Source organism: Myxococcus sp. AB036A, assembly GCF_006547355.1.
Classification (GTDB): Bacteria; Myxococcota; Myxococcia; order Myxococcales; family Myxococcaceae; genus Myxococcus; species Myxococcus virescens.
The window spans coordinates 1-26,514 of sequence record NZ_VHLC01000023.1 but is presented as its reverse complement, the minus strand read 5'-3'; the positions used below and the strand labels follow the sequence as shown (position 1 = coordinate 26,514).

The following is a 26,514-nucleotide window of genomic DNA, read 5'->3' as shown; positions in this document are numbered from 1 at the left end:
GAGAGTCCTCGCGACCACGAGGACTTCGGACAAGTCTCTGTAGGATTCGAGCATGCGCTCCGGATTCGCCACGTCCGATGGAAGGGCGACTCGCAGCCACTCTTCCGACTCAGGAGGCCGGAAGACGTTGAGCTCGGCAATCTTCCGTTGCCGCTCGCTGATGGCGAACTCGTCCAGCAGCCGCGAGAGGAACGGAGCTTGCTCTACTTGGGGAAACCACGAAGGCTAAAATTATCAACAACACATGAAAATCCGCGCCGAGCAGGAGGGCAATACGGACGATTTTCGCTTGTCACAATGAAACTGCGAAACACCCGTTCAGGACAGTGGTAGCGTCTCTTCACCTTCCCACATCCTCATTCGCCATGCGTTTCCGGACAGTCACCTGCGCCCTCTCCGCCTGCCTGCTGCACTCCGCTACCGCCGGTGGCGCGCCGCCGACGCTCCCGCAGCTGCAGGCCTATACCGTTGATGCGTCCTGGTTGAAGCCCATGCAGCCGCTGCGCATCGCCGACCACACCTGGCAGATTGGCACCGAGGAGCTGACCGCCCTGCTGGTGGAAACCAAGGACGGCGTCGTGATGCTCGATGGTGGCATGCCCCAGATGGCCGACCATCTGCTGGCCAACCTGCGGCGTCGCGGCTTCGCGCCGCAGGACCTGCGCCTGCTGCTCAGCAGTCACGCACACGCCGACCACGCAGGCCCCTTCGCCGCACTGAAGCGCCGCACCGGCGCGCGGCTCGTGGCCAGCGCCGAGTCGGCGGTGCTGCTGGCGCGCGGAGGCAGCGATGATCTGCACTTCGGCGATGACATCACCTACCCGCCAGTCGTGGCGGATCGCGTCGTGATGGACGGTGAGGTCGTCTCACAGGGCGGCGTCGACTTCACCGCGCATTTCATGCCGGGGCATACCCCGGGCAGCATCGCCTGGACGTGGAATGATACTCGCGATGGCAAGCCGGTACGCATTGCCTACGCCGACAGCCTCAGCGCCCCCGGTTATCAACTGGTGGCCAACCCGCGTTATCCGAACATCATCAGCGACTACCGGCGCAGCTTCGCCACCGTGCGCGCCCTGCCCTGCGATGTGCTACTCACACCGCATCCGGGCTCCAGTGGCTGGGAATATGCAGCCAGAGACGCGGCCGGCGCCAAGGCGATGAGCTGCAAGGCCTACGCGGATGCTGCCGAGCGCGGGTTCAACACGCAACTGGCCGAAGAGCGCCGCAAGGCCCGTTGAAGCACGCGCAGGCGGCGCCCGTCCGGCACTTCAGTCGCTCCCGCGTGGCGACTTCGCGCCGGGACACATGCGGCTTCCGGGGGGCCACCTTCGGCCCCCAATGGGGCGAAGTAGCAACCCGCGTCTCCGTCCAAGGACATTTGCCGAGCCCGACATCTGGACTCGGCAAACCTCGCGACGGCACCAGGTTCGGAGGGAGTCGCGTATCCCATCTCCGCCGAAACACACGCAGGCGCCCCACAAACCTCGGCCCGGACATCATCCCCAGACAGGCCCCCCAGAACACCCAAGAGGGCTTGCTACGCCCGCAAGCCAGAGCGTGTCTGCCTTTCTTCGCGGCGGCCAACAAGGCACCGCGCAACCCCCTTCGCGCAGCCCCCGGTAGAAGCTCGCCTCACTGGCGACGTACTCTTTCCCGGTGCGATGAGTTTGCGGCTGGGTCGGTCTGACGGACTTCCTCATGACTCCGTGTCCTGACGAGAACGAGCTGCTGGACTGGGAGCAGGGGCGCCTGTCCGCGGATGCCGTGGCCCGCCTGGAGGCCCACCTGGATGGCTGCGCGGCATGTTGCGCGGTGGTGGCAGGCCTCAGGGGAGATGGCGTCCCGTCCCCGGAAGGCAGAGGGCCCCTGACGGCACCTCTGCTGAGAGGTACGCCGGAGCCTGGAGCACGCGTGGGGCGTTACGTGCTGCTGCGCCCCGTGGGCGAGGGGGGCATGGGAATCGTCTTCGCCGCGTATGACCCGGACCTGGACCGGGAAGTGGCGCTCAAGCTGGTGAAGCCCGGGGCGGTGGCGGACGCGGAGGCTCGCGGGCGGCTGGTGCGAGAGGCGCAGGCCCTGGCCCGGCTGTCCCACCCGAATGTCGTCACCGTGCATGACGTGGGGTTGGATGGCGACACCGTCTTTCTCGCCATGGACCTGGTGCGTGGGCGGACGCTGCGTCACTGGCTGGCGGAGCGGCCGCGGCCGTGGCACGAGGTGCTCTCGCGTTTCCTCCTCGCGGGACAGGGACTGGCCGCCGCACACGCGGTGGGGCTGGTGCACCGCGACTTCAAGCCGGACAACGTGCTGCTCGGGGACGACGGCCAGGTGCATGTCACCGATTTCGGCCTCGCCCGCGCGGAGCCCTCTCTCCTGACTCCACGGGAACCGTGGGGCGAAGATGCCCCCGCCAGACAGCTCCTGGCGACCGACGGCGACACCCGAACCGGCGTCCGGCGGGGCACGCCCGCGTACATGTCCCCGGAGCAGTGGCGAGGCCTTCGCGCGGACGCCCGCAGCGACCAGTTCAGCTTCTGCGTCGCGCTGTACGAAGCCCTCTTCGGCCACCGGCCCTTCGCGGGAGGAACGACGAGCGAGCACGTCCAGGCCCTGCGTGAGGCGCGAGTGACGCCGCCGCCCCGCGGCTCGCGAGTGCCCCGCGCCGTGCGCCGCGCCGTCCTGCGGGGCCTGGCCGCCGAGCCATCCTCGCGCCACCTGACCCTGGCCGCGCTCCTCGCCCGGCTCGAGTCGGGCGCACACGCGCGCCGCTGGCGCTGGGTGGCCGCGGTGCTGACCACAAGTGTGGCGGCCAGCGCCGCCGCGGGCTTCGGCATGGCACGCGGTGACGCCGCGCGAGCGTGCACCGGCTTCGAGAGCCGGCTGGAGGACGCCTGGGGCGCGGCGCACCGGGTCCGGCTGGAGCAGCGCTTCCGTCAGGGAGGGCCGCCGGTGCCGGGGGACGCCTTCGAGTCCACCACGCGGGCGCTCGACGCCTATGCCCAGGCGCTGGTGGCCCAGGAGCGGCAATCGTGCGAGGACACGCGCGTGCGACAGGCGCAGTCCGAGCGGCTCATGGACTTGCGCGCCGCGTGCCTGGATGGCCGGCACCAGGCGCTGCGGGTGTTGGTGGAGCTGCTGGAGCGAGGTGAGCGCGAGGCGCTCACGCGGGCATCCGAGGCCGCGCGGCAGCTCCCCTCCCTGTCCGCGTGCGCGAACCGGGACGCGCTCGCCCGCGTGGACCCACTGCCAGAAGCCCCGGAGGCCCGGCGGGAACTGGCGCGCCTGCGCCAGGAGTTGGAGGGACTGCGCGTGCAGGGCGCGGCCGGATTCCATGAACGCGTGCTGCCCCGGCTGGAAGAGGTGGTGGGGACACTGCGAGGGCTGAGGCACCGGCCCACGCTGGCGGGAGCCCTCCTCCTGCTGGGCGAGCTGCGAGGCACCGCCGGGAGCTTCGCCGCAGCGCGTGAGGCACTGGAGGAAGCGGTGCGCGTAGCGGAGGCAGGACACGATGACGAGACGGCCGCGCGCGCGTGGAATCGCCTCCTCTATACGGAAGTCCAGGGCATGGGCCTGGTCAAGGAGGCCCAGCGCACCGCGCGCATGGCGGAGGCCGCGCTGGAAAGATTGGGTCCCGAAGCCTCCCTGGAGGTGGCCGCGGAGCTGCACCGCGTCCTCAGCAGCCTCAGCTACCGGCAGGGCGAGTACGCGCGTGCTCTCACGGAAGCCAGCAAGGCCCTGGCCCTCCTTGAGCGGGCGCGCGGGCCTCGGGACGTGGCGCTCGCAGATGTCCTGACCGGCACGGGTGTGGCCCTCAACGCGCTGGGGCGTCACGCGGAGGCGGAGCAGCACCATGCCCGCGCCCTGGCGCTCATCGTGGCGGTGTACGGCCAGGAGCACCCGCTAGGCGCCGTGCACCTCAACAATGTGGCCACCGCGCTGAGGCTCCAGGGGAAGGTGGGCGAGGCGGTGGCGCGCCATGGCGAGGCGCTCGACCTGAGCGAGCGTCATTTGGGCGCGGAGCACTCCAACACCAGCATGATCCGGGTGAACCTGGGCGACGCGCTCGCACGACAAGGCCAGTTGGAGAAGGCGATTCCCCACTACGAGCGCGCCCTGGCCAGCCTGCGCAAGGGCGGGGACAGCGAGCAGCTGCGGGTGGCAACCGTGTTGCTGAGCCTGGGCAATGCACGGGCGGATCTGAGTCACCTCGCGCAGGCGGAGGCTGCCTACCGAGAAGCACTCAATATCCAGGAGACGCAGCTGGGTCCCCGGCACCCGGACGTAGCCCTGTCGCGCAACAACCTGGGTTCGGTGGCGATGGACGCGGGCCGCCTGGAGGACGCACGCGCCCTCTTCGGCGCGGCGCACTCGCTATGGAAGGCCACGCTCGGCCCCGACCACCCGAAGGTGGCCAGCGCGCTCTACAACCTGGGACACGTGGAGCTGAGACTGCGAAGAGTGCGCCCGGCGCTCGTACACCTGCGGCGGTCGCTGGAGGTGCGCGAGAAGGCGCTCGGAGCGGAACACCCCCGGGTAGCGCAGACGCTCGGGCTGCTGGGCGAGGCGCTGGTGGAGGGCGGCCGGCTGCGTGAATCCCGTGAACCGCTGGAGCGTGCGGTGGCGCTCGGCAAGAAGGTGGAGCTGGCCCCGGCCGAGCTGGCCCGAGCGAACTTCGCGCTCGCCCGAGCCCTCTGGCAGTCACAGGAGGAGCGGCCCCGGGCGCTCGCCCTGGCGCGAGAGGCCCAGACGGCCTATGCCCGAAGCGCGCCCATCCACGCGCCTCGCGCGCACACGGTGCGCGTCTGGCTGTCGACCCACGGCGCCCCCTCGGCCGAGGCGCCCCGTCTCTCTCCCAGCCGCGTGGGTGGAATCGTCGGTGGAGGTGTTCCGTGACGTCCGAGCTGACCGAATCCTTCCTGTCCCGGGCGCCGCACGCGCTCGTCCCGGCGCTGAGAGCGCTTCCCAACTTGGAGGATGTCCTCGCTGCGCTGGTGCGGGAGGCACGCGAGGCGTGGCCGGAATTGCGCATGGACGCGGAGTCCTTCGTGGCGCACGTGGCGCAACGGCTGCCCTCTACGAAAGCGGCACACGAGGTGTTCGCGAGCCTGCGCGCGGCGGATGTCTTCCTCGCCTTCGCCTGTGTGCAGGGGGAAGCGAGGGCGCACGAGGCGCTCGACACGCATGTGCTGTCCCAGGTGGGGACGTGGCTGCCAAGGGAGGCGCCCACCCTCGTGGACGAACTGCGGCAGGCATTGCGCCAGCGGCTTCTGGTCCCGGTGAATGGCGCACCGCCGAAGCTGGCCTCCTACTCCGGGCGCGGTCCGCTCGAGCAGTGGGTGCGGGCGGTGGCGCTGCGGCTCCACATCGACCAGCAGCGCGCCGCACCGCGCGAGTTGCTGGAGCGGGCCCCGGTGGCGCTCGCGGAGCGGCTGGGCGCGGATCCCGAGCTGGCCTTCATCCGTGAGCGGCATCAGGAAGACTTCCGCGTGGCCCTCCGCGCCGCGCTGGGTCGTCTGGGGGCCCAGGAGCGCAACCTGCTTCGGTTGCACCACGTGCATGGAATGGCCATGGACGCCGTGAGCGCCACGTATCAGGCGCCCCGCTCCACCGTGGCACGCTGGATTGCGCGCACACGCGAGCGGCTGATGGAACTGACCCGCGAGGAGCTGATGACGCGGCTGAGGCTGACGCCCGGCGAATTGGACAGCCTGCTGCGCCTGGTCCGCAGCCAGCTCGACGTCAGTCTGCGCCAGTTCATGGCGGACTGATTTTTCCGCCGTAGTCATCGTTGCAGTTTTTTTCGGTTTCCCATGAGACGAGCGGCACGCGTCTCCGTCCTTCAGGCGTGTTCCAACCCGGAGGAGAGAGCATGCGCGAAGCCAGTCCCAAGAAGACCGCGATGACGATTCATCCCAAACGCTCCTGGCTCGTGCCCCTGGCGCTCCTGGGTGCGCTGGGGTGCACCAACGACGGGGTCGAGGAACCGGCCCCACCCGTTCAGCAGGACGTGCAGGTGACGGCGTGGGTGCCCGGCACGCCCCCACCCTCCCACACGCACGTTGAAGGAACGGAGCATTCGCTCGTGATGGACTGGGTCCGTGAACAGGGCTCGATTGAGGACCTGACCGACCACTCTGCGTTGATCATCAACGGCCAGGTGGAGTCCACGCGTTTTGACGTCATGCGCGCCTATGCGCAATCCAAGGTGGAGGGGCAGTCCACCGGCGAGGAGAGCGGCACCTACAGCGACCTGCCGGTGACCATCGCGACCGTGCGGATCGACGACATCGCGCGCGCATTGGTGGGACTCAAGAGCGCCTCGGGCGACGTGGTCGCCCAGGGCAGCACCGTGGACGTCGTGTTCCCCGGCGGCCTGCTCTCTGACGGGTGCATGCTCGCGCCGACGGACAACCCGCTGCCGAAAATGGGCGAGCGAGCGGTGTTCTTCCTCACGCCGCAGGGAGGCGACAAGCCTGTGGCGGCGAGCGCCAGGACCGAACTCTACTCCGTGACCGGCGGACCGCTGGGACGGGTCCTGGTGGAGGACGGCCGCGCCCAGGGCGGGACAGTCGACGCGCTGCTCACACGTGTCGAGGCCCGTGTGAGCAGCGCTCAGTACATGGGCCCTGATACGCAACCGGAGACCCTGCTCAAGGCGGACTCCGGCACGGTGACCGCCCAGAGTTGGTGCGGGCTCGCACGCTTCGGCTACAAGTGGTGCCGCAAGCCGACGAACGTCACGTTCACGGACTACACGAGCACGCGTTGGCCGGTCGGCGATGCCATGAACGCGTGGATGTACACGAACATCAGCAACAGCCTCTATCTCTACTGGCGCTCCAGCGGCGCCTCCGACGTCATGGTGTACGAGGCCTGGTACGGCGCCACTGGCTGGTACGGGTACGCGACGAACTCCTGGTCGGGCTCCTGCATGACCCGGAGCACCATCCAATTGAACAACACGTACCACCGGGGCGCGCACCACGCGAAGACTGTCGCCATCCATGAAGTCGGGCACAGCATCGGCTTTGCCCACCACGGGAACTGCAACTCGATCATGTACACGGATCCCACCGTGTGCGCGGCCACCACATCGTCCTGCGACGCGCAGGCGGCGGCGGAGCTCTATCCGTACTGAAGGCGGCTGAACGACGATTGGACCCACGCGCGCCTCCCGGCTCCTCGCCGCGGAGGCGCGCGTTCGAATCCACCGTCGGTCAAAGAAAGACAGGGGCTGTGCCTACCCAACACTCGGTCGCTGCGTCATGCGTACGTCAAGGCGAGTGAGCGCGGTGAGCACAAGGCTGGCGAGTTCCCGTAGCGTCGAAGCAGACAGCTCACCCGTCATGCCGCTCCTGAGAGCCCCCCAGAGCGCCAAGACTCCGCAGAGCGCCCGACCCTCGTGGAGCTGCCGGGCCCCTCCGGGGGGCCCCCTGTCAAGCGACATGCACGGCGGCCCCCTATGCGACCGCATTGCTGACCCGGGAGGTCTTCCGGAACAGGCCTCCGGAGCTCATGCTCCTCCTGGGACTCTCGGCGCTCGCTCCGCGTTTCCCAGGAAGCAAGCGAAACGCGTTACGTCGCACGCGGAGGCCCGAACCATCGGGTCAGGGCCTCACGCAGCCCCTGGACCGTGCCCTCCCCGACCCACGCCACGTGTCCGTCCGGTCGAATCAGCACCGCAACGGGCGCCGTGACCGCGCCGAGCGCCGGGAGCTCCCACTCCCCCGTGTAGCGAGCAGCGACACTCCGAACCCGGTCCTCCCAAGGCGTGATGTCGAGAGTGCCGGGCTCGCCCAGGTTGAGCAGCACTGGCCGCGCGTCGTGCAACAGGTGGAACACGCGCCGCGGGCCGTCGGCGGTGACCAGGTCGAGGTCCGGCATGCGGCGCCCGAGCAGCGGGTGTCCGTTGCCCAGCTCATAGTGGACATCCAGCCCCGACATCATCGCCGCGTACTGCTTGCGTGGCCCGTCCATCTGCAGCAACTCAGCCAGCGTCTCGCGCACGGCGTCCATCCGCGCGTCACCGCGACTCAGCGCGGTCTGCGCCATGGTCTTCCGCAGTGCACGGGCCGCGACGGGGTGCCGCTCGGCCTGGTACGTATCGAGCAGGTTCTCCGGCGAGACGCCGCGCACGACCTGGGCTAGCTTCCACCCCAGGTTCACGGCATCCTGCACACCGAGGTTGAGCCCCTGTCCGCCCATCGGCGAATGCACGTGGGCCGCGTCGCCGGCCAGGAGCACCCGCCGGTCCCGGTAGGACGCCGCCTGCCGCGTCATGTCGGTGAACCTCGAGAGGTGCGTGGCGCTGCGCAGGCCGTAGTCCGTCCCGTAGAGCGCAACGAGCCCCTCGCGCAGCCCCTCGAGGGTCGGCGCGTCGCCCGTGCCGACCCGCTCCTCTCTCAACACGACGCCCACGCGTCCGTCCTCCAGCTTGCCCATGGCGTAGGTGCCCTTCTCGTCCCGGCGAATGCCGAACGCCGGCGCTCCGGTCATTTCGACCTCGGCGATGAGGTAGCTGATCGACGCGTCCCACCCCGGGAACTCGATGCCTGCCGCCTTGCGGACGAGGCTGCGCCCCCCGTCGCACCCGACGAGGTACTTCGCCCGCAACACACGGCCGTCGGACAGTTCGACGTCGACGCCGGTGTCGTCCTGCGTGAAGCCCGTCACCTCGCACCCACGGTAGATGGGCACCGCCAGTTCACCCACCCACTCCGCCAGGATGCGCTCGAAGCGCTCCTGCAAGAGCGCGAGCCCGTGGTTGTGACGCGTCGGGAAGTCGCTGAGGTCCAAATGCGCCTGCCCGAACGCGACATTTTGGACCGCTTGCCCTTGCGAGGTGAAGCGCTCGACGACCCCACGCTGATCGAGCACCTCCAGGCTGCGCGCGTGCAGGCCGCGCGATCGAGAGCCGGCGACCTCCTGACTGGCGCGCCGCTCGACGATGGCAACGTCCACCTGAGCCAACGCCAGCTCCGCCGCCAGCATCAGCCCGGTCGGGCCCCCTCCAGCAATCACCACTGCGTGCTGAGTCACCATGTCCGCGTGCATCTCTCGGCCCTCCCGCTCCTGGATTGAAACGGGCCATGGTGGAGCACGACCAGGGGGGCTTGCGGCAATACCCGGGGTCTGGCATTTGCTGGCAGTGGATAGAGCGGAGAGGGCTGCCATGGGTACGCCCACGGCCCGTCGCGAATCCGAAAAGCTCGGACGCCTGCCCCTCCAGCCAGCCCTCCTGACGCTCGGACAGGAAGGCTTTGACGAAGAGGCGCCCGGAGTACGAGAGGTCGGCCACGAGGAAGTGCACCCGCACCTTGTGGCCTGCGATGGACACGAGCTTCCGGCCGAAGTCCACCTGCCGTTCGAGGGCAACGGGAGAGTCGAGAAGCTGAAGCGCCTGATGCTTGCGGAACATTCGGCCCGATTGCGACCAACCAGGTGTCTCAACAATCCGGCGCGGAACACCCGCAACCACCGCTGCCGGACCATGAACCAACTCATGGCCCGGGTGCATGCCTACCTCTCCGCTCGCAATGCCCAGCGCTCCGCCAGTCCACTCCTGCGACGAGTCGACTTCAGGCGCACATCCTGAGGCCGTTCGAGAATCGCGAACCTTGGAAGACATGCCACATTCGCGGCTGAGCGCCACAAGGACACGGCCCGCTCCTCACGCAATCGAGGGGCGGGCCGCTTCGACTCAGGCGGACTCAATCATCATTGGTGTCGTTGTTGTCGTCGTCATCCTCGTTGCTATCCATGTCGTCGTCGTCGAAGGCGTCGATGGAGCGGCGGAGGTTGTTCTCGATCGTGGAGCGCGCAGACTCATTGCGCGGGTCCAACCGCTGACCATTGTCATCGACGAACCAGCCAGTTGGGTCGATGTTGATGGTGATGTTCGGCTCCTCGCCCTGCTTCACCTCGAAGTGGGCCTCGCGCTCCTGCTCCACGCGGATGCTGGAGACAAAGCTGAAGGGCAGGCCATCGATGTGGCCGTCGATGACCACCGACGCGCCGAGCTGTGCGAGTTCCTTGAGCGCGGAGTCTTCACCTGCCTCGGTGGTGGACACCTTGCCGATGTCGAACTCGATTTCATCGAAGATGCCGGGCTCCACCTGGAGGTTGCCCACGCGGATGACCTTGCCGTTGAGGTCCTCCGCCGACATGTCGATGAGGAACGGGCCAATCTCCTGCTCGGAGTCGTCGTCGTGCGAGCCCGGACGGTCGTCATCCGGTCCACTCCGCTGCCCGTCATCGCTGTCGTCGCCCTCGTGCTCCAGTTCCAGTTCGCGAACAGAGAGGCGGACGCGGTCGATGGTGATGCCGGTAGACGCCTCGAGCTGCTGGGCGACCTTGCCGGGAACGGCTTGGGCCCTACTCGAGGCGCCCACGCGGGCGCTCAATCCGACCTTGACGGTCTCCTCACTGCCGCACGCCGAAAGCAACATGAGGGACGTGAACAAGCCGATGAATCGCATACCTTTCATCTCCTGGTGGCGAGGGGAGCTGGCGCGCGGCGCCTCCGGCCTGGGGCCGCCCGAAAATCCCCGGTCTGAAAATGAAGGAGCACCGAGGCGCTTATCGGCCACATCGCGACGCGTCGTGCTCGTGCGAGTGGGACGGGGTGTGGCCGATAGTCAGCTCGTGACTCCTTCCTTGCAGGCGGGGTACTGACTGGGGAGACATGTCTTGTGTGCGTGCCTGGAGGATGGAGTGCGTCCGGTGGACCGGAGCATCCCGCGTGTGGGCCATGGCGCACGCATGTGGAGCAGGCAGCCACGTCGAGTCCATGTGGGACCTCCACGGGGGGCGAGTGGCTTCTCGTGGTATGGGCGAGGGGAACATCTCGTGACGGAGGAGGAGCTCTCCACCTGCATCCAGCGGGCGACCCGAGGCGCGCAGGATGCCCACCGGGAGCTGTACCAGCGATTCCATGGGTCCGTGCGTCGCGCCGCGCTGGGTTACTCCGCGCTGGGGCCCGCGGAAGTGGAGGACGTGGTTCAGGAGACCTTCGTTCGTGCCTTCCGGGAGCTGCCACGGCTCCAGCACCCGCGCGCCTTTGGAAGCTGGCTGGTGACGATTGCGCGGCACCATGCGCAGGCGCTCAGTCGGGGCGCGCAGGTCCGAGGTCGCGCGGCGGAGGACTTGGCGCTGGAGTTGGCGACGACGACGCCCGCGCATCCTCCATTCCTGGAGTTGGAGCGGCGCGTGGCGGTGGTGCGCGAGCTCATCGAGTCGCTGCCGGAAGGCCCCGAGAAGGAGACGGTGCGTCTCTTCTATCTGGAGGGGGAACTGAGCGCGCGGGAGATCGCCGAGCGCCTGGGGTTGGGCAAGAGCGCGGTGACGATGCGCCTGGAGCGCTTTCGCGCGCGGGTGAAGCGTGAGTTGCTTGCGCGGCTGTTGGCCGCGGGAGTGGGATGAGCCATGAGCGACGCGGGCAGACACCTAGATGCGCGCAACTTGCGGGCCCTGCAAGACAAGTCACCCGACGAGGTGGCGTACTTCGCCGACCACCTGTCGAGGCCCTGCGAGGTGTGCGAGGCGTTCCTCGCGGGGGCGGACGCGGAGCCCGTGTTCGGCTTGGACGCGATGGCGGATGAGGCGCTCGGGGCGCTCACGCCCGCGCGCGAGGACGCGCTGGGCTGGGCACGGCTGCGCCGCCGCCTGGTCGCCCCCCGCCGCGTGTGGTTCTCTGGCGCCGTGGCCGTGGCCGTCGCGGCCATGGTCGCCTTCACGATCCACCCGGAGCTGCTGACGGGTTCGCACGAAGGGCCGTCGCAGCGACTGAAGGGCGGCGCGGTGATGTCGCTGGAGCTGACAGCGGTCGCGCAACTACCGGATGGGAGCCTGCGCGCGGTGACGGAGGACGCCGTGCTCCCCTCGGGCGCGGTGGTGCTCGTGCGCTACCGCTCCAGCGAGGTCGCCGACGCGCTGCTCGTGTTGGAGTCTCCAGACGGGCCCGCGCAGATGCTGGGCGGATACACGCTGCAGGCGGGCACGCATGACCTGAGCGAAGAGGGCGAGCTGGCGGGCGTCTCCTTGGAAGGTGAGCAGGGGCCCAGGGCGCTGGTGCTGGCCGCGTGGCCACGTGGCCCCTACTCCGAGGCCGCGCGGGGCGCGGCGCTGGCCCAGCGGCAGGTGCCCGAGGACGCGACCCAGGCCCGACTCCGGTTGCGTGTGGATCCGGGGTATGTTGTCCCCTGAGCGTGTGTGCGTGAACCGTCCAGGCCTCCACGTCGTCCTGTGGCTCGCCCTCCTGTCACTCTCCGCCTGTACTGCCGTCAGCACGGGGGAGAAGGGGCGGGCGGTGCGGGTGCGCCTGGATTCGGCGGAGCTCGCGTCGGCGCACGAGGGCGAGCGGCACGCGCTTCTCATCGGCGTCAACCACTACGATGACGAGTCCTGGAACGACCTGCGTTACCCGGGCAAGGACGCGGAGGATCTGGGGCGCGCATTGGCGGACCCGAGTCGCGGGGGCTTCCACTCGGTGACGGTGCTGAGCCGCCCCGAACAGACCACGCGCGCGGCGGTGCTGGATGCGCTGCGGGCCCTCGCGGCGCGTCCCTGGCGGCCGAAGGATGTGGTGGTTGTCTATGTCTCGGGCCACGGAACGCTCGCGCGCGACGCGCGAGGAGACCTCCAGCGCTACCTGGTGATGCGTGACACCCGCTTCCGGGACGTGCAGGGCACGGGCTTGGAGATGGCGGCACTGGAGCGGGAGTTGGAGCGGCTGGCCTCGCGCAGGCGGGTGCTGGTGCTGGCCACGTGTCACAGCGGGACGGGCAAGTCGCTGCTGCCCCCGGCGGTGCTCGACGAACTGGAGCGCACCAAGGCCGCGTTCCTTCCGCGTCCGCTTGAAGAGGACAGTCGCGCCTCGCTCATCCTGTCCGCCAGTGACTGGGGCGAGGCGGCGCGCGAGGACGACGCGCTCGCCAACGACATCTACACGCACTTCTTCATCCAGGCGCTTGACGGCCGCGGAGACCGCAACCGGGATGGCGCGGTGAGCGCCACCGAGGCGCACGACTGGGCGCGCCGCCACACGTGGACCTATACCCAGGGCCGCCAGCGCCCGAGCGCGCGGATGACGGAAGTGGGCGCGGACCCGGTGCTGCTCGCCGGCACGCTGACGAGGCCTGGACAGCCGGAGGTCTTCTCCTACAGCCCGCGCCTGGAGGGCTTCACGCTCAAGGTGGATGGCGTGGACGCGGGCGAACTGCCCGGCGGCGTGGCGCTCCCAGAGGGCAGGCGCAAGCTGGGGCTGCACAAGGGCGGCGAGCTGTTGTGGGAGGACACCGTGGCGCTCCAACCTGGTGAGCGGCGCGCGCTGGATTCGCTGCTGCGTGAGCTGGCGGAGGGCGACCGTCGCACCGTCTCCCTGGAGGTGGGCGCGCTGGGATTCCTCGATGGACGCAACCGCCGCGAGGTGCTCCCGCCCACGGTGATGGCGGGAGCAGGCCTGCGGCTGAGCGGAGTGCTGCTGGAGCAGCGGCTGGATGTCGGGGTGGACCTGGTGGTGGGGGAAGGGCGTCAGGCACTCAGGCTCGACGTGGGAGGCACGGTGCCGGTGCGCCACCGCGCGGTGATGCTGGGTGTGACGGTGGGGCCCTCGTGGGAGTGGGGCCGGCTGGGGGTGTCCACAGGGCCGCGTGTGGCCGCTTTGTGGCTGGAGCGCTCCTTCCAGTTGGACCTATTGAGCCAGGACGAGCGCTACCTCACGGTGTGGCCTGGCTGGATGGGGGGAGTCTCATGGCGCATAGGAGCCCGGCTGGTGCTGGAGGCGAAGGGCCAGTTGCTCTGGGCCTATATCCCGGTGGACGGCCGCACCCGCGTGGTTGGCTTCGGTGGCCTGTCGCTGAGTGGAGGGTATCGCTTCTGATGCGTGCGTCGAGACATCCGTCGTTCCTGGCGATGGCGGCGCTGTCCGTCGCGGGAGCCTGTGGCGGCTTCAACAACGGGCCCTTGGAGGCGGGAATCGTGCGCGGGCGAATCCTCGACGTCGAGGCCGACGTGGCGGTGGTGAGCGTGTTCGGCAAGCCCGACCTACGCGCGAGCGTGTCCCCGGACGGGCGCTTCGAATTGAGGGACGTCCCCGCCACCTCCGTGGAGTTGTTCCTGGTGGCCTCGCGAACCCGGGCTGCCCGCACGAAGGTGCTGGCACAGGGCGCTCGCATCATCGACGTGGGCACTATCGACGCGCCCCTGGGTGGCTTCATCACCGTGCGCGTGCGTGACAGCCGGGGCGACGTGCCGCCGCGCGCCAAGGTGGAGGTGGACGAAACCGTGTTCGATGACCTGGAGGTGGACGCATCGAGCGGCGAGGTGCGCATCGGTCCTTTGCCTGCGGGCTGCTACACGCTGGAGGTCGAGGGGGACGAGCACGACAAGACGGACGAAGGCGTCTGCGTCCGTGAAGGGGAGGAGTTGGTGCGCGAGGTCGTCTTGGGCAACGATGACCACGGGGGAGATGACGACGGCGGGGACTAACACGACTGCGTCAGGGGCCCGAGGGGTGGACGGGGAGGCCGAGCAGGTGAGGTGCGGTGGTGGTTGGTGCGGTGGCAGGTGGGACAGCGCGGCTGAAGTTGCCCCGATTTCGTGGCTCTCCCGCATTTTATGTGAAGGATAGGCTCAGGCGGCCAGCAGCACGCGGCGACGCAGCAAGTTGAAGCTGGCGCGGCCGTACATCTGACGTTTGAGGAACTTGAGCTTCGTGATTTGCCCCTCCGCCTGGGCGTTGCTCCAGCAGGTGGTCAGCGCGGCCCGGACGGCATCGCCACCCAGCTCAAGCCCCTGCGCGAAGGTCTCCACCGCGCGTACTCCACACGTGCGCGCCTCGGCCAGCCACTGCTCGAAGGTGGCGCACGAGGAGGTCGGCTTGGCACCGCGCGTAACGCCGCGTTCGCGTACCAGTTCGCAGAAGCGACGTGCCAGCGCCCGACGCGAGCGGCTTCTGCATCCTGTTCGAGCCGAGCCAGTGTGGCTGCCTCGGTGGGGAGGAGCGCGGACTACGGCTGGACGCAGAGCCAGGCTGTTGATGGTCCCCAGGAAGCGCGGATTTCTGGTCATGGACAACCGGGCCGAGCCCGCCGGGCGCTGGGTCCTCGCCACCATGACGGCATCATCACCACCGACAAGCCCGACATCATGTGGGGCACCGACGCCACCTGAACGGTGACGACGCTGGAGGGCCAGGCCACCGTCTTCATCGCCGTCGACCACGGCACCGCCGAGTGTGTCGGCATCCACAAAGCCAATGTGGGCACCCGTTTCGAGGACCTCGAGCCCATTCGCCAGGACGTCAAGGCGCGCTTCGGTGCCTACGGCCGGGGTGTGGCGTCGGGGCCAACCATTCGCCACGACAACGGCAGTCAGTACACCTCCGACGCTTTCCAGGACGAGCTGCGCTTCCTGGGCGCCGCGTCCAGCCCATCCTTCGTCCGCAGTCCCGAGGGCAATGGCTGCGCCGAGCGCTTCATCCGCAGGATCAAAGAGCAACTGCGCTGGGTACGCACCTTCGCCACTGTGGAAGAACTCCGGCGGCCCCTGCGGCAGTGGGCTCACCGGTACAACGAGCACTGGCTGCCGGAGCGTCACAACTTCCTCTCGCCCAGTCAGGCCCGGCGGGAACTCATGCAGTAGCAAGCGGCCTGATTACGACCAACCTGGTGTCTCAACAACCCGGTGCGGTACACTGTCAGGACTCGACGATGAACGTGGTGTAGTCCACTCCGGTATTGCCCGTGATGGGGTTGTATGCAGTCACGGTGACTTCGTAGATACCCAGCTGCTGGACGGACAGCGCTGCCTCGAAGGTGCTGGTCTTCCCGGCGTACTTCAGGGGGAGCTGGGTGAGCGGCTTCCCGTTGTGCTTCACCGTGGCCTGCAGTTCATACCGGTTGGAGTCCCAGAGCCCCTTGGGCTCGGTAGGGCAGCCACACATGAGCGTGAGGTTGGCGCGAAGAGGAAGGGTGAGCTTCTTGTCGGCCGGGAGCTTGAAGAACTCGTGAGCTGACGGGGTCACCACCTTCATCACGAAGCCGGGCAGCTCCAGGATGAGGCCATCGCCCTCGAGGTGCTTGCCGGGGAGCATCCAGAGTTGGGTCGTGCTGGTGGCGAGTGCCTGCCGCTGCGCGAGGGGCCCGGACACCTCCACGGTCACCAGCCGCGGCTCGGTGAGGTCCAGGGTGGCCGTGAACTTCGCGGATGACTCATCCGCGAGCGGCGCCCCCCGCACTTGTGGCTGCTTCATCAGCGTCTGGGTGTTGCCTGTCGAGCCGGCAGTGACGCCGCTGACCAGTACCTGGCCGGACTGCGCATCCCGGAGCACCACCCGCACGCCTCCCATTGACGTCCCGACGAACTTGCCGTCCCGAGCGAGAGCCCTCACGACGAGTCGTGTCTCGGCCGCCAGGGCCGTCGTGGAGAACAACAGCAGGGTCCAGAGAATGAGGCTTCGCATGACTTGCTCCGTGTCGGAAGGTCTTGAGCGGAGCCGCATAACACGGCGTGCGCACGAGAGTCGCAGGCCCTGGTGGAGCACCGCCTCGCTGCGGCACTGACGGTGGGCCTCGCGAGTGAGGAGTCGCTCGTTCAGCGCTGATTCCCCCGCGAACGTCTTTCCGAGCGTCCACGTCCACCCGCCCGATGGCGCGGCGGAGTCGGCGAAGAAGCGCACGTCGGGATTGGATTCAGCGGGGCTGCTGGAGAGGACCTTCTCGGACGGTTTAACCGAGAAGCGTCCCTCGTTCCTGCTCGCCCCTCTTCACCAACTCCACACGACTCGGGGCTTGGCCGGCACGAGGGCCATCAGCGCGGAGTCTAGGGCTCCTGGCTTGTCAGGGGCGGGCTGACACCCTCGATGCGCGTATGACCGTCCTTTCCGACCTCCAATCGGACGTGCGTCTTGCCAGCAGCGTCGCGAATCTCCACGGTCGCGACGCCGCTCTCGTTGACACCGAGGGTGATGCGCTCCTGGGGGGAGTTCCCATCGTTCGAGCGAAGTTGAATCGAGGGCCTCCCGCGGATGGTTGAGACACACACGGCCTCATAGCCCTCCGCGCTGTCGAAGCACAGTCCATGGAAGCCTCGCTCGTCCAGCATTCCAATCCCTCCCATTTCCTGGCCCGACGGGCCCAGGAACTGAAGTCCATAACCGGGCGCGGCACGTGGTCCCGGGAGGGGGGCCCCGATGCGGACACGTGTCTGTCCTTGCGCGTCCACAATGTTCAATTCTCGAAGGTTCATGGATGTCGGTGGCGCCTGCTGCGTGCACGAGGCGAGCGTACCCGCCAGCAAGACGACACCGCAGGCCCACGAGGATTTGCCAAATGCACCATGCATGGAGGGCGACCTTTCTGGTTGAGAACCGACAAGGGGTTCTGCATCGGCAGCATGAAGGCGCACCGAGCTCTATCGCAAGCACCATGCGACACTCTGTGCCACCGAGCCTTGTCAGGAACGAAAATCACCGGACGTAAGGTCTCCTCGAAAGGAGCGGCGACCATGACGACGTTGACGATGCAGACGAACCCGATGAAGCGCAGCTATCGCAACAACCTCTGGTCCCAGCTCGACGCCGCCTCCAGCTCCCTTGTGAGCTTCGATTCGAAGTGCATCGTGGGATTTGACCGGATTGGCGGCCATCCGCCCGTACCCTGCTGAAGCTCGCGCTCCGTCACCGGCGCGCCAAGCCACGCAGAGGCCGGGCTCCCATCCAGGGGACCCGGCCTCTCGGCTTTCAGGGCCCCGCTCCTCCGGGGACGTAGAGCGTTAGGGGAGACGCGCGGGCCTGTAGAGCCCGAGCCCGACAGGGCCCGCTGGGTTCAACTCCCAGCGTCCCCATGCAGCACGAGCGTGGCCCGCCACGCCCAGTCGCACACACCTCACGGGGTATCGCTCAAGGGTAGGGCACTCGTCTGATACGCGAGAAATCTCGGTTCGAGTCCGAGTACCCCGACAGACAGGCTATCTGATAACTGAATCGTCGTGATGAATGTATGCCGTCTGCTCTTTCCTGGGGCGGCACACAACACACCTCCGTAGCTCATTGGTAGAGCATCTGCCTCTTAAGCGGACGGCGAGGGTTCGAATCCCTCCGGAGGTATCTGAAGCAGCAGCACATACCGGACTCGTCTAACCAGCAAGGATGGCGGACTCTGACTCCGCAGGTGCAGGTGCAAAGCCTGCCTCCGGTTCCACACCTTTCACCCCCTCAGAGCGTTTGCGCGCTCCTTGGGGAGCAGTTCGTCATAGGCCGCGCTTTGGGAGCAGCTTGGACTCCAAATCCGCGCATGCAGGGTTCGATTCCCTGGCGGCCTGCTCTTGCAGCACATGGGTACGTAGCTCAAGGGGAGAGCACTCGGCTTGCACCCGAGGGATCCGGGTTCGAATCCCGGCGAATCCACTTCACCAACGCCGGAGTAGCCCAATTGGCAGAGGCACCAGGTCGAGAGCCTGGAGGGTGCGGGTTCGACTCCCGCTTCCGGCATAACCCACGAGGCATCGTGTCATGGAGACGCTGGTCCTGAGTCAGTCTTTCGAACCTGTCGCACGTGTTCCCTGGCAACGCGCGGTGATGCTCATCTTCCAGGGCAAGGTCGAGGTGGTCGAGGAGTACGAGGACCGCGTCGTGCGCTCGGTGACGGTGGAGATTCGCATGCCCTCCGTCATCCGCTTCATCCGAGGCCTGCGCCGGCGGCCCAAGGGCGTGAAGTTCAGCCGGGAGAACGTCTACCTGCGGGACAACTGCCGGTGCCAGTACTGCGGCATCAAGGTGACGCGCGCGGAGGCCACGTATGACCACGTCCTGCCGCGCGCACAGGGTGGCAAGACGAGCTGGGAGAACATCGTCATCGCGTGCGTGCCCTGCAATCAGAAGAAGGGCAACCGGACGCCGGAGCAGGCCCGCATGGCCCTGCGCACGGCGCCCATGAAGCCGAAGAAGGTGCCCGAGGCGATGCACCTGACGTTCCTGTTCGAGAAGGGCATGCCCATGTCCTGGGCGAAGTTCCTCAGGGACGTCGCCTACTGGCACGTGGAACTGCAGGAGTAAGGCCGTGGGGGAAAGGGGAGCCACCCGAGGTGGCTTCCGCCTCCTGAGTGTTCCGCCCCGGCGGTGGATGCACTCGGAGGTCCGGGAGTCCGCCAGAGGCGGCTCCCACCCCGACAGCCGCCCCGCGCGCCAGCAGGCGGGATGTCGCTGCTGGCGGTTTTTCTGGAAGCTGAACTGGCGATGGCGCCAGGCCCCGCTGCTAACGGGTGCGAGCCGCTCTTCGGCCCGAGGTTCGAGTCCTCCGGCTTCCGCTATGCATGCCCCGCCGGTCCTCGGGCCACACGGGACTGTCCGCAGCGTGACGTGATGCGACACCGGCACGCAGCATGGCCGTGCCCCCGAGCGGCCCTACGCTCCCGCCACCGGCCAAACAAGGGGACGGACACATGATGCATGCGCGGATGGGACGGTGGGTGACGGCGGGCTGGGTCCTCCTGGGCATCACGGGAGGTGTCGGCGTTGGCTGCGGGTCGAATGACTCCGCCCAGAAGGAACCTCCCGGAGGAGAGCAGGCCCAGATTCCCGTGGGCGCCGAGGACCAGGAGCGCATCGACATCGGGTTTCGAATCTCGCCCGTGCCGTTGAAGCTGGAAGGCCTGGACCGGAACCTGGTGGGATTGGGGAGCTACATCCTCAATGCCCAGGCCGGCTGTAGCGACTGTCACACCCAGCCGGGCTATCTCCCCGGAGGCGACCCGCATCAGGGCGAACCCGAGCAGATCAACACCACGAACTTCCTCGCGGGAGGAAAGCCGTTCGGTCCAGGCCTCGTCTCCTCCAACATCACCCCGGATGCGCAGGGTCTCCCAGGCGGCATGACCTTCGAGGCGTTCCTGGCGCTGATGCGGACAGGCCGTGAACACGGAGCCATCATCCCGGTGATGCCCTGGCCCATCTACGCGAAGATGCGCGACCAGGACCTGAAGGCCGTCTACGAATATCTCCGGGCCATCCCCCCGGCCCAGCCAGGAATGGCCCCGCCGCCAGCCCCTTGAGCGGGGCCGTCACGGCCGCGTCCCCTTCGGGGCACGCATTTGACCGGGATTGCGCGCTCACCCCCACGGTTCAAGGGGGTTAGAGTGCGCTCCCGGCGAGGGGGCGGCAGACGAGACATGGCGACGAGGAAAAGCGAGGACCAGGAGCGGCTCATCGACCGCGACCTCACCGCGCTAGCGCGGGAGGGAAAGCTACCGGCCGCACACGGCGTGGATGCCGCCGTCACGGAGGTGCTGGGCCTGCTCACGCGGGGCGGCAAGCATCCCCTGCTGGCTGGTGAGCCCGGCGTGGGAAAGAGCGCCCTGGTGCAGGAGGTGGCCCGGCGCATCGCCGAAGGCCGCGTGGACGCCGAGCTGGCGAATGCACGGGTCGTGGAGGTGTCCGTCGCCAACATCCTGGCGCGCAGCACCCAGCGCCAAGCGGCGGAGAGCTTCGAGGAGCTGCTGGCCTACCTCGCCCGGCACCCCCGCCCCATCGTCTACATCCGGGACCTGCCCGCGGCCCTCGGTGGCCCGCTGGCGCCCGTCGCCGTGCGCGGACTGCGCACCGGAGGCCTGCGCTTCATCTTCGAGACAGAGCCCAAGCGCGTGCAGGAGCTGCTTCGCTCCGACGAGGCGCTGGCCGAGCGGCTCCACCTGCTGCCCCTGCATGAGCCTCCGATGGAGAAGGCCCGCTGGGTGCTGGGCCGCGTGGCGGAGGAGCTGGAGCGCGAGCTGCGGCTGCCCATCGACCCGGCGGCGTGCGACCTGGCGCTGCGCCTGTCGTCCAAGTTCCTGCTCGCGCAGCGCATGCCGCGCAAGGCCATCGAGCTGCTGAAGGAGACAGCCGCGGAGGCGGCCAGCGCGGCCAAGGACCATGTGGGTCCCGAAGACGTACTCACCCGCTTCTGCGCGGCCACGCGGCTGCCTCGCTTCGTCGTCGACGACGCGATGCCGTTGGACCTCGATGAGACAGAGCGCTTCTTCGGCGAGCGGCTGCTGGGACAGACGGACGCAGTGGGCGCGGTATTGCGCTCGGTGGCGCTGCTCAAGGCCGGCCTCAACGATCCGCGCCGCCCCCTGGGCGTGTTCCTCTTCGCGGGTCCCACGGGCGTGGGAAAGACGCAGCTGGCCAAGCTGCTGGCGGAGTACCTGTTCGGCTCGGCGGACAGGCTGGTGCGCCTCAACATGGCGGACTACCCCAACGACGGTGACGAGAGCGTCCCCTTCGGCGCCACCTGGGCCCCGGCACTGGAGACACGGCGGGGAGAGCTGAGCGCGCTGCTGGACGGCAAGGTGTTCACCGTGCTGCTGCTCGACGAGTTCGAGAAGGCGGCGCGCAGCGTCCACGACCGCTTCCTCCAGCTCTTCGACGAGGGCACCTTCGTCAACGGGGCCGGCGAGACGGTGTCGTGCAACAACACGCTCATCGTGGCCACGTCCAACGTGGGCGCGGAGGTGTATCGCGAGTCCGGCATGGGCTTCACGGGCGCGCGCCGCGCGGAGGAGATGGTCCCCGAGGTCGACCGGCGCATCGGAGAGGCGTTCCGTCCGGAGTTCCTCAACCGCTTCGACGCCATCTGCCACTTCCGGCCCCTGTCCAAGGTGGACATCCGGAAGATTGCGCAGCGCGAGGTCGGCCGCGTGCTGGAGCGCGAGGGCATCCGCGCGCGCGCCCTGGACGTGGAGGTGACGCCCGCAGTGGTGGACCTGCTCGTGGAGCGGGGTTACTCGCCCCAGTTCGGCGCGCGCTACCTGCAGCGTGAAATCGAGAAGACGCTCACCGCGGCGCTGGCCGTGGAGATTGCGCGCAGGCCGCTGCCTCCGGGCACGCCCGTCCGCGTCGAGGCCCGCCTGGGCGGCCGCGTCACCGCCGTGGCGGAGCCCGCCGCGCCGCCGCCCTCCCCCACCGCACAGCTGCTGCTGCCATCCGCTCGCGCGGCGCCGGTGAAGCGGCGGCTGGACCGCAAGTCACTCCTGTTCGAGATGGACCGCCTGGTGGGCAAGGCGCGCGCCCTGGCGGACTCCGCCGGCCGGCCGCAGTTGGAGCAGCGCCGCGCGGAGCTGCTGGCGGAGACGCAGGCGCCCAACCTCTGGGACGACCCCACGCGTGCCGCCGAGGTCATCCGCGCCTTCCGCACCGTGGAGGCGCAACTCAACGAACTGGAGCGGCTGGAGGCCGCGGGCCTGTTCGCGCGGCGGCTGGTGCGGGAGGCGAAGAACGAGGTGCAGCTCGGCTCCGCGGCGCGGCAGGTGGAGGACGTGGCGCGCGAGGTCCAGATGGCGGAGGCCCTGCACGCCTCCGGGGCCACCACCCAGGACACCGAGGCACTGGTGGACATCTGCGCCAGTGACTCGGCGGAGGCCCAGGCGACCTGGGTGCAGGAACTGGCCACCATGTACCTGGGCTGGGCCCAGCGGCGCGGCTACGAGGCGGTCGCGGTCGCCGAGGCGGAGGAGCCCTCGCGCGTCGTCGTGCGAATCGCCGGCCCGGGAGCCTATGGCTTCCTCGCGGGCGAGGCGGGCATGCACCGGCGGCTGGAGGACGAGAAGCGCCAGCGCGCCTACGTGCGCGTCCACCGCGGCGGCTCGATCTCCGAGGAGGAGCTGGCCTACCTGGAGGTCCAGGGCCGGCCCATGAAGAGCCACGAGGGCGCCTACCTCCAGCGCGTCCGCACCGAGGTGACGGTGAAGGACGAGTCCTCCGGACGCGTGCTCACGCTCACTGGTGCCACGGAGATCGACGAACTGAAGGACATCGCCGCGCGTGTCGTCTACGGCCAGGGCAGCAACACAGACGAGGCACGGCGTTACTACCTGGGACGGGGCGCCCGGGTGGAGGACCCGCGCACTGGCGCCGGCACCCCGCGCGTGAAGGACGTCCTGCGCGGCGAGCTGGACGTCTTCATCGCCGCATGGATTACACGGCCCCCTACCGAGCCCCCAGCGCCCGGCAGCTGAGCGGGGCGCGAGGCGTCAGCGGGACATGTCCACGACTCGGAGCGTCGAAAGGCCCTCCGAGGCCGAGGCCATTGTCTGGCCGAGCTTGCGGGCACTCTCTGGGAAGGGGCCCCGTGCCAGCTCCCGCCCCGACGGGCTCAGCACCTTGGCGACGACCTGGCCGAACCCCTTCTTCAGCCCCATGGCCTGGTGCGGCTCGCCCTTGGCATCCGCCACCATGAAGAGCGACGACTCCAGCTCGGGAGGCGGCGCCTCGCCGTGCTGACGGAAGATGTTCCGCATGTGCTCGATGGACTCGCGGTGGCTCTTCTTGATTTCGCCCCGCGCCATGCCCTTGAAGAGGCCGGGGACGTCCCGCAGGTCCACGTGAATCAGGACAATGGGCCGCTCCTCGCGCAGGTCGTAGATGAACGAGTAGGCGTGCTGGCGCAGCTCATCCCGAGAGCCCCGGTTGGCGTACAGCACCAGGGTGGGCCGCCCCTTGCCGACGGGGACCTCACGGCCGAATACGTCCTTCAGCTCGGCGGCCTGAGAGGGAATCGCTCCCAACAAGGCCAACAGACATGCGAGCGCGGCGACTGTCTTCATGCAGCGAGTTCCTTTTCCAAGGGCCTACAGTGGCTCAGACGAACACGGGGCACCCCTATTCGAATCCCTTCCCTCGCCCTGGCGTCGGCGTGATGCACCTGCCACGTCCACGCCGCTTGCCCAGGGGGCCCGGCCGGTTGCCTGGCGTCCGTTCCGTCTGGTATCGGATTCATCATGCCGCACGAGGCTGACTCGCCGCGGTGGGGGAAATCCATGTCCAGACCGCACGGGGTGTTTCGAAGGTTCGTCTCGCTGCTCCTCCTGTCCCTGGCGCCACCCGCGTTCGCCTCGGCGCCCTTCACCGAGGGGATGGTCACCATCACCCTGGACGACGGCTGGGCCACACAGTTCTCGCTGGCCCGCCCCGAGCTCAACGCGCGGAACATCCCCGCCACCTACGGCCTCGTCACCCTGGCCATCCACGAAGGCTGGGGTGGCTACATGTCGCTGACGCAAGCCCAGACGCTCGTCACCGAGGGCAATGACATCGCCAGCCACACGCTGACACACCCGGACCTGACGTCGCTGTCCCCAACGCAGCTCACGGCCGAACTCCAGGACTCTCGTGCCTGGCTGGAGAGCGCGCTGGGCCTGCCCGCCGTCCCCAATCTCGTGGTGCCGTATGGCCTGCAGAACGGCCCGGTGCTCGACGCCATCCGCCAGCATTACGCCAGCAGCCGCACGGTGAACGCGGGCCGCAACTTCCGCGACACCATCGTCTACGAACTGCGCGCCAATGACGTGGCCCGCACCGTTCCAGTCAGCACCGTCCAGGGCTGGGTGGACCAGGCCATCGCGGAGAAGAGCTGGCTCATCCTCGTCTTCCACGAGCTCGTCAACGGCACGCCGACCCGTGACACCCAGTACGAGACGTCCCACTTCGCGGACATCCTCGACTACGTGCAGACGCACGGCGTGCGCACCGTGACGCTGGCCGAAGGACTGGCACTGACGGAGGGGCGCACCGAACCCGACCTGACCACGGGCATGTTCGTCTACACCGACGCACTGCAGAACGGCTTCGCCAACTGGAGCTGGGCGGACCACTCGCTCGACGAGACGGGGGTGGTCCATGCGGGATCGGCCGCCATCCGCTTCGAGCCGGACACGTGGAATGGCCTGCTCTTCCACCACCATGGGCTGGACCTGGCGCAGTATCAATCCATCCGCTTCTGGGTCCACGGCGGTACCGCGGGAGGACAGGCGGTGCGGCTGGTGCTCCACGATGGCACGCAGATGCTTGGCACCACCCGCCTAGACACCGCGCTGGGGGTGCCCATCGCTCCCGGAGTCTGGCAACAGGTGACGATTCCCCTCTCCAGCATCGGGGCCACCACGGGCACGCTGCGGGACATCTACTTCCAGGACGACTCCGGCACGGACCAGCCGGCGCTGTACCTGGATGACGTGTTGCTCGTGCCGCAGTGACACCCTCAGTCCCGCGCCGGGCGAATCGTCACCGCGCTGGCGACGCGCCCGGTGACAGGCGGCCCAGCAAGTGGAGCTGGCCGTCCTCCGCCATCACCCGGTAGGCAACGGCGCCCTCTGGCTGCGGGGCGGTCTGGAAGATGACCCGGGAAGGCAGCAGGAGCGGACGGCGGAACTCCGAGGACAACGTGAGCGCGGGAGCCTCCGCGGCCTCGCCCATCTCCGCCACGCAGCGGCCCACGGTCCACATTCCATGGACGATGGCGCGGGGAAAGCCGAAGGGGCGCGCCGTGAAGCCATATAGATGGATGGGGTTGTAGTCGCCCGAGGCCCGGGCGTAACGGCGGCCCGCGTTCTCCGGGACGGACCAGTTGGCCGGACGACTGTTGGCGAAGACTTGCGCCTCGTCGGTGGAGGGAGGACGCCCCGCCTCACGTGGCCGCACCCCCATTCCAGGCAGGCGGCGGAGCATGGTGGTGACGGCGCTCCACACCTGCGCGCCGTCCGACTCCACCACGGTGTGCAAATCCAGCTCGCGCCCCTGCCGTGCCTCACGCTGGCCTTCGACCCAGGCATGGACGGAGAGCCGGGCCCCGGCGTGCAGGCGGTGATGCTGCTGGATGTGATTGCGCACGTGCACCATGCCCAGCAACCGGTAGGGGAACGCCGGGTGGTTGAGCAATGTGAGGTGCAGCGACGTCGCGAGCACCTGAGGGAAAGGCAGCGGCAGGTAGCCATCCTCGGGAAACCCACACACCTCCCGGTAGCGGGCCAGTTGTCTGGCATCCGGGGTGAAGCCTTTCACCCGCACATCCAGGCGAGGCACCTCTCCGGGCCGAGAGGGCCGGCGTGCCACGGCGGCACGCAGCAATTCCTTGGCGAGCAGCGGAGGCTGGGAGAGCTCGAGCGAGGGCGAAGTGTGGGACACGTTGGGACTCCAGGATGACGCAGCCAGACGTACCGCATGGCAGCACGCGCGGCCCCCGGCGTGAAGCAGAGAGTCCAAGAAAGGGCCGCTTGGCATGAAAAGCCCCCCTTTCTCGGGGACACGGAGCGTGGGAGAACGTTGCCTCCGTGTCCTGCTTTGACGAAATCACCGCGCGGGCGCTCGCCGCTGGACAGCTTCATGCTTCGGAATCCAATCCATTGCGCAGACATGCGGAAGGTTGCCGCAAGTGCGCCCAGTTGCTGGCGCGGGTGACGCCGCCTGGCGCGGCGGCGCAACGCACCGCCGCCGCGCAGGAGCTCTCGAAGGACACGTCCACCCTGACGGCGGGTCGCGGTGATGACGACACACTCCCCACCGAGCCCATCCGGGTGGAGAACCGGCCCACGGCCCGTGCGCCATCACCGTCGCCATCAGGCTCCAAGCCTTCCGAACGGCCCGCCCGCCCCGCCAGCCGCCAGACCGAGCACGCCACCCACCTGGACAGGCCGCCCAAGGCGACGGTGATGGCGCACGGGCCGTGGGCCGGTTCTCCACCCGGATGGGCTCGGTGGGGAGTG

The 26,514-nt window shown here is 68.6% G+C and carries 20 protein-coding genes, 6 tRNA genes and 4 pseudogenes; 21 read left to right on the top strand and 9 right to left on the bottom strand.

Going from position 1 to position 26,514, the window contains the following annotated elements; genetic code table 11:
• Positions 1 to 9: 9 nt before the first annotated feature.
• A pseudogene (locus FL344_RS39020) lies at positions 10 to 198 on the bottom strand (hypothetical protein); the annotation flags it as partial.
• Between the two features lie 167 nt (positions 199 to 365).
• Between FL344_RS39020 and bla the strand changes: the two are divergent.
• The 4 genes from bla (at position 366) to FL344_RS12215 (ending at position 7,141) form a co-directional block, all read left to right on the top strand.
• A complete protein-coding gene (gene bla / locus FL344_RS12230; RefSeq protein WP_141618643.1) occupies positions 366 to 1,241 on the top strand; it encodes a subclass B3 metallo-beta-lactamase in 876 nt (291 codons plus the stop codon).
• Between the two features lie 460 nt (positions 1,242 to 1,701).
• Positions 1,702 to 4,896, top strand: coding sequence for a tetratricopeptide repeat protein (locus FL344_RS12225; protein WP_141618642.1), 3,195 nt, complete (start codon positions 1,702 to 1,704; stop codon positions 4,894 to 4,896).
• The gene (locus tag FL344_RS12220) at positions 4,893 to 5,771 is read left to right on the top strand and encodes an RNA polymerase subunit sigma-70 (protein WP_141618641.1); all 879 of its coding nucleotides are present in this window, start codon (positions 4,893 to 4,895) and stop codon (positions 5,769 to 5,771) included. Before FL344_RS12225 ends, FL344_RS12220 begins: the two co-directional genes overlap by 4 nt.
• Before the next feature lie 101 nt (positions 5,772 to 5,872).
• Positions 5,873 to 7,141 carry a matrixin family metalloprotease gene (locus FL344_RS12215; protein ID WP_141618640.1) on the top strand — a complete coding sequence of 423 codons (1,269 nt, stop codon included), beginning with the start codon at positions 5,873 to 5,875 and terminating at the stop codon, positions 7,139 to 7,141.
• A 437-nt stretch (positions 7,142 to 7,578) separates the two neighbouring features.
• Here FL344_RS12215 and FL344_RS12210 read toward each other — a convergent pair whose 3' ends face one another.
• The 3 genes and pseudogenes from FL344_RS12210 to FL344_RS12200 form a co-directional block, all read right to left on the bottom strand.
• Positions 7,579 to 9,057, bottom strand: coding sequence for an FAD-dependent monooxygenase (locus FL344_RS12210; RefSeq protein ID WP_141618639.1), 1,479 nt, complete (start codon positions 9,055 to 9,057; stop codon positions 7,579 to 7,581).
• Between the two features lie 157 nt (positions 9,058 to 9,214).
• Positions 9,215 to 9,370, bottom strand: a pseudogene (locus FL344_RS39015) (IS21 family transposase); the annotation flags it as partial.
• Positions 9,371 to 9,713: 343 nt separating this feature from the next.
• Complete coding sequence (locus FL344_RS12200; protein WP_141591587.1) at positions 9,714 to 10,481, bottom strand: hypothetical protein; 768 nt, start codon at positions 10,479 to 10,481, stop codon at positions 9,714 to 9,716.
• Between the two features lie 370 nt (positions 10,482 to 10,851).
• Here FL344_RS12200 and FL344_RS12195 point away from each other — a divergent pair, with 370 nt between their 5' ends.
• Genes FL344_RS12195 through FL344_RS12180 form a run of 4 tightly spaced genes read left to right on the top strand, consistent with a single transcriptional unit; the run spans position 10,852 to position 14,490 of the window.
• Positions 10,852 to 11,424: an RNA polymerase sigma factor gene (locus tag FL344_RS12195; protein WP_141618638.1), complete on the top strand. Its 573-nt coding sequence runs from the start codon at positions 10,852 to 10,854 to the stop codon at positions 11,422 to 11,424.
• A 3-nt stretch (positions 11,425 to 11,427) separates the two neighbouring features.
• On the top strand, positions 11,428 to 12,207 hold the full coding sequence (locus FL344_RS12190; RefSeq protein ID WP_141618637.1) for a hypothetical protein: 780 nt from the start codon (positions 11,428 to 11,430) through the stop codon (positions 12,205 to 12,207).
• 10 nt (positions 12,208 to 12,217) lie between these two features.
• Complete coding sequence (locus FL344_RS12185; protein ID WP_368667425.1) at positions 12,218 to 13,882, top strand: caspase domain-containing protein; 1,665 nt, start codon at positions 12,218 to 12,220, stop codon at positions 13,880 to 13,882.
• Entirely contained in the window at positions 13,882 to 14,490 is a 609-nt protein-coding gene (locus tag FL344_RS12180) for a carboxypeptidase-like regulatory domain-containing protein (protein ID WP_141618635.1), read from the top strand. The genes FL344_RS12185 and FL344_RS12180 overlap by 1 nt, the downstream gene beginning before the upstream one ends.
• A 144-nt stretch (positions 14,491 to 14,634) precedes the next feature.
• Here FL344_RS12180 and FL344_RS12175 read toward each other — a convergent pair.
• Positions 14,635 to 15,035: pseudogene (locus tag FL344_RS12175) on the bottom strand (transposase); the annotation flags it as partial.
• A 142-nt stretch (positions 15,036 to 15,177) separates the two neighbouring features.
• Between FL344_RS12175 and FL344_RS12170 the strand changes: the two are divergent.
• The gene (locus FL344_RS12170; RefSeq protein ID WP_141618634.1) at positions 15,178 to 15,645 is read left to right on the top strand and encodes an integrase core domain-containing protein; all 468 of its coding nucleotides are present in this window, start codon (positions 15,178 to 15,180) and stop codon (positions 15,643 to 15,645) included.
• A gap of 55 nt (positions 15,646 to 15,700) precedes the next feature.
• Here FL344_RS12170 and FL344_RS12165 read toward each other — a convergent pair whose 3' ends face one another.
• Positions 15,701 to 16,465: a hypothetical protein gene (locus FL344_RS12165; protein WP_228564974.1), complete on the bottom strand. Its 765-nt coding sequence runs from the start codon at positions 16,463 to 16,465 to the stop codon at positions 15,701 to 15,703.
• 359 nt (positions 16,466 to 16,824) lie between these two features.
• On the bottom strand, positions 16,825 to 17,106 hold the full coding sequence (locus tag FL344_RS39010) for a hypothetical protein (protein ID WP_228558081.1): 282 nt from the start codon (positions 17,104 to 17,106) through the stop codon (positions 16,825 to 16,827).
• Positions 17,107 to 17,508: 402 nt separating this feature from the next.
• Between FL344_RS39010 and FL344_RS38485 the strand changes: the two genes are divergently transcribed.
• The 10 genes from FL344_RS38485 (at position 17,509) to FL344_RS12115 (ending at position 22,992) form a co-directional block, all read left to right on the top strand.
• Positions 17,509 to 17,667 carry a hypothetical protein gene (locus tag FL344_RS38485; RefSeq protein ID WP_194858444.1) on the top strand — a complete coding sequence of 53 codons (159 nt, stop codon included), beginning with the start codon at positions 17,509 to 17,511 and terminating at the stop codon, positions 17,665 to 17,667.
• Positions 17,668 to 17,761: 94 nt separating this feature from the next.
• Positions 17,762 to 17,847 (top strand) — tRNA-Tyr (locus tag FL344_RS12155).
• 44 nt (positions 17,848 to 17,891) lie between these two features.
• Positions 17,892 to 17,962 (top strand) — tRNA-Ile (locus FL344_RS12150).
• A 76-nt stretch (positions 17,963 to 18,038) separates the two neighbouring features.
• Positions 18,039 to 18,109: transfer RNA gene (locus FL344_RS12145), tRNA-Lys, on the top strand.
• A gap of 18 nt (positions 18,110 to 18,127) precedes the next feature.
• A tRNA-Gln gene (locus FL344_RS12140) sits at positions 18,128 to 18,203 on the top strand.
• Positions 18,204 to 18,338: 135 nt separating this feature from the next.
• A tRNA-Ala gene (locus tag FL344_RS12135) sits at positions 18,339 to 18,409 on the top strand.
• A 10-nt stretch (positions 18,410 to 18,419) separates the two neighbouring features.
• Positions 18,420 to 18,493, top strand: a tRNA-Leu gene (locus FL344_RS12130).
• Positions 18,494 to 18,514: 21 nt separating this feature from the next.
• Complete coding sequence (locus FL344_RS12125; RefSeq protein ID WP_141618632.1) at positions 18,515 to 19,057, top strand: HNH endonuclease; 543 nt, start codon at positions 18,515 to 18,517, stop codon at positions 19,055 to 19,057.
• A gap of 386 nt (positions 19,058 to 19,443) precedes the next feature.
• Positions 19,444 to 20,052 carry a cytochrome C gene (locus FL344_RS12120; RefSeq protein WP_141618631.1) on the top strand — a complete coding sequence of 203 codons (609 nt, stop codon included), beginning with the start codon at positions 19,444 to 19,446 and terminating at the stop codon, positions 20,050 to 20,052.
• Between the two features lie 117 nt (positions 20,053 to 20,169).
• The gene (locus tag FL344_RS12115; protein ID WP_141591595.1) at positions 20,170 to 22,992 is read left to right on the top strand and encodes an AAA family ATPase; all 2,823 of its coding nucleotides are present in this window, start codon (positions 20,170 to 20,172) and stop codon (positions 22,990 to 22,992) included.
• Between the two features lie 15 nt (positions 22,993 to 23,007).
• Here the strand turns inward: FL344_RS12115 and FL344_RS12110 are convergent, their stop codons facing one another.
• Entirely contained in the window at positions 23,008 to 23,580 is a 573-nt protein-coding gene (locus tag FL344_RS12110) for a hypothetical protein (protein ID WP_141618630.1), read from the bottom strand.
• Between the two features lie 213 nt (positions 23,581 to 23,793).
• Here FL344_RS12110 and FL344_RS12105 point away from each other — a divergent pair, with 213 nt between their 5' ends.
• Entirely contained in the window at positions 23,794 to 25,008 is a 1,215-nt protein-coding gene (locus FL344_RS12105; protein WP_228564973.1) for a polysaccharide deacetylase family protein, read from the top strand.
• A 28-nt stretch (positions 25,009 to 25,036) separates the two neighbouring features.
• Here the strand turns inward: FL344_RS12105 and FL344_RS12100 are convergent, their stop codons facing one another.
• The gene (locus FL344_RS12100) at positions 25,037 to 25,936 is read right to left on the bottom strand and encodes a MaoC/PaaZ C-terminal domain-containing protein (protein WP_141618628.1); all 900 of its coding nucleotides are present in this window, start codon (positions 25,934 to 25,936) and stop codon (positions 25,037 to 25,039) included.
• Between the two features lie 146 nt (positions 25,937 to 26,082).
• Here FL344_RS12100 and FL344_RS38480 point away from each other — a divergent pair.
• A pseudogene (locus tag FL344_RS38480) lies at positions 26,083 to 26,514 on the top strand (hypothetical protein); the annotation flags it as partial.

Bases quoted from the DNA above. Each gene is read 5' to 3' on its own strand.
- FL344_RS12125 (WP_141618632.1), top strand. From the start codon at position 18,515: ATGGAGACGCTGGTCCTGAGTCAGTCTTTCGAACCTGTCGCACGTGTT.
- FL344_RS12215 (WP_141618640.1), top strand. From the start codon at position 5,873: ATGCGCGAAGCCAGTCCCAAGAAGACCGCGATGACGATTCATCCCAAA.
- FL344_RS12115 (WP_141591595.1), top strand. From the start codon at position 20,170: ATGGCGACGAGGAAAAGCGAGGACCAGGAGCGGCTCATCGACCGCGAC.
- FL344_RS12225 (WP_141618642.1), top strand. From the start codon at position 1,702: ATGACTCCGTGTCCTGACGAGAACGAGCTGCTGGACTGGGAGCAGGGG.
- FL344_RS12180 (WP_141618635.1), top strand. From the start codon at position 13,882: ATGCGTGCGTCGAGACATCCGTCGTTCCTGGCGATGGCGGCGCTGTCC.
- FL344_RS12200 (WP_141591587.1), bottom strand. From the start codon at position 10,481: ATGCGATTCATCGGCTTGTTCACGTCCCTCATGTTGCTTTCGGCGTGC.
- FL344_RS38485 (WP_194858444.1), top strand. From the start codon at position 17,509: ATGACGACGTTGACGATGCAGACGAACCCGATGAAGCGCAGCTATCGC.
- FL344_RS12110 (WP_141618630.1), bottom strand. From the start codon at position 23,580: ATGAAGACAGTCGCCGCGCTCGCATGTCTGTTGGCCTTGTTGGGAGCG.
- FL344_RS12190 (WP_141618637.1), top strand. From the start codon at position 11,428: ATGAGCGACGCGGGCAGACACCTAGATGCGCGCAACTTGCGGGCCCTG.
- FL344_RS12120 (WP_141618631.1), top strand. From the start codon at position 19,444: ATGATGCATGCGCGGATGGGACGGTGGGTGACGGCGGGCTGGGTCCTC.
- FL344_RS12105 (WP_228564973.1), top strand. From the start codon at position 23,794: ATGTCCAGACCGCACGGGGTGTTTCGAAGGTTCGTCTCGCTGCTCCTC.
- FL344_RS12165 (WP_228564974.1), bottom strand. From the start codon at position 16,465: ATGCGAAGCCTCATTCTCTGGACCCTGCTGTTGTTCTCCACGACGGCC.
- FL344_RS39010 (WP_228558081.1), bottom strand. From the start codon at position 17,106: ATGCTGGACGAGCGAGGCTTCCATGGACTGTGCTTCGACAGCGCGGAG.
- FL344_RS12210 (WP_141618639.1), bottom strand. From the start codon at position 9,057: ATGCACGCGGACATGGTGACTCAGCACGCAGTGGTGATTGCTGGAGGG.
- bla (WP_141618643.1), top strand. From the start codon at position 366: ATGCGTTTCCGGACAGTCACCTGCGCCCTCTCCGCCTGCCTGCTGCAC.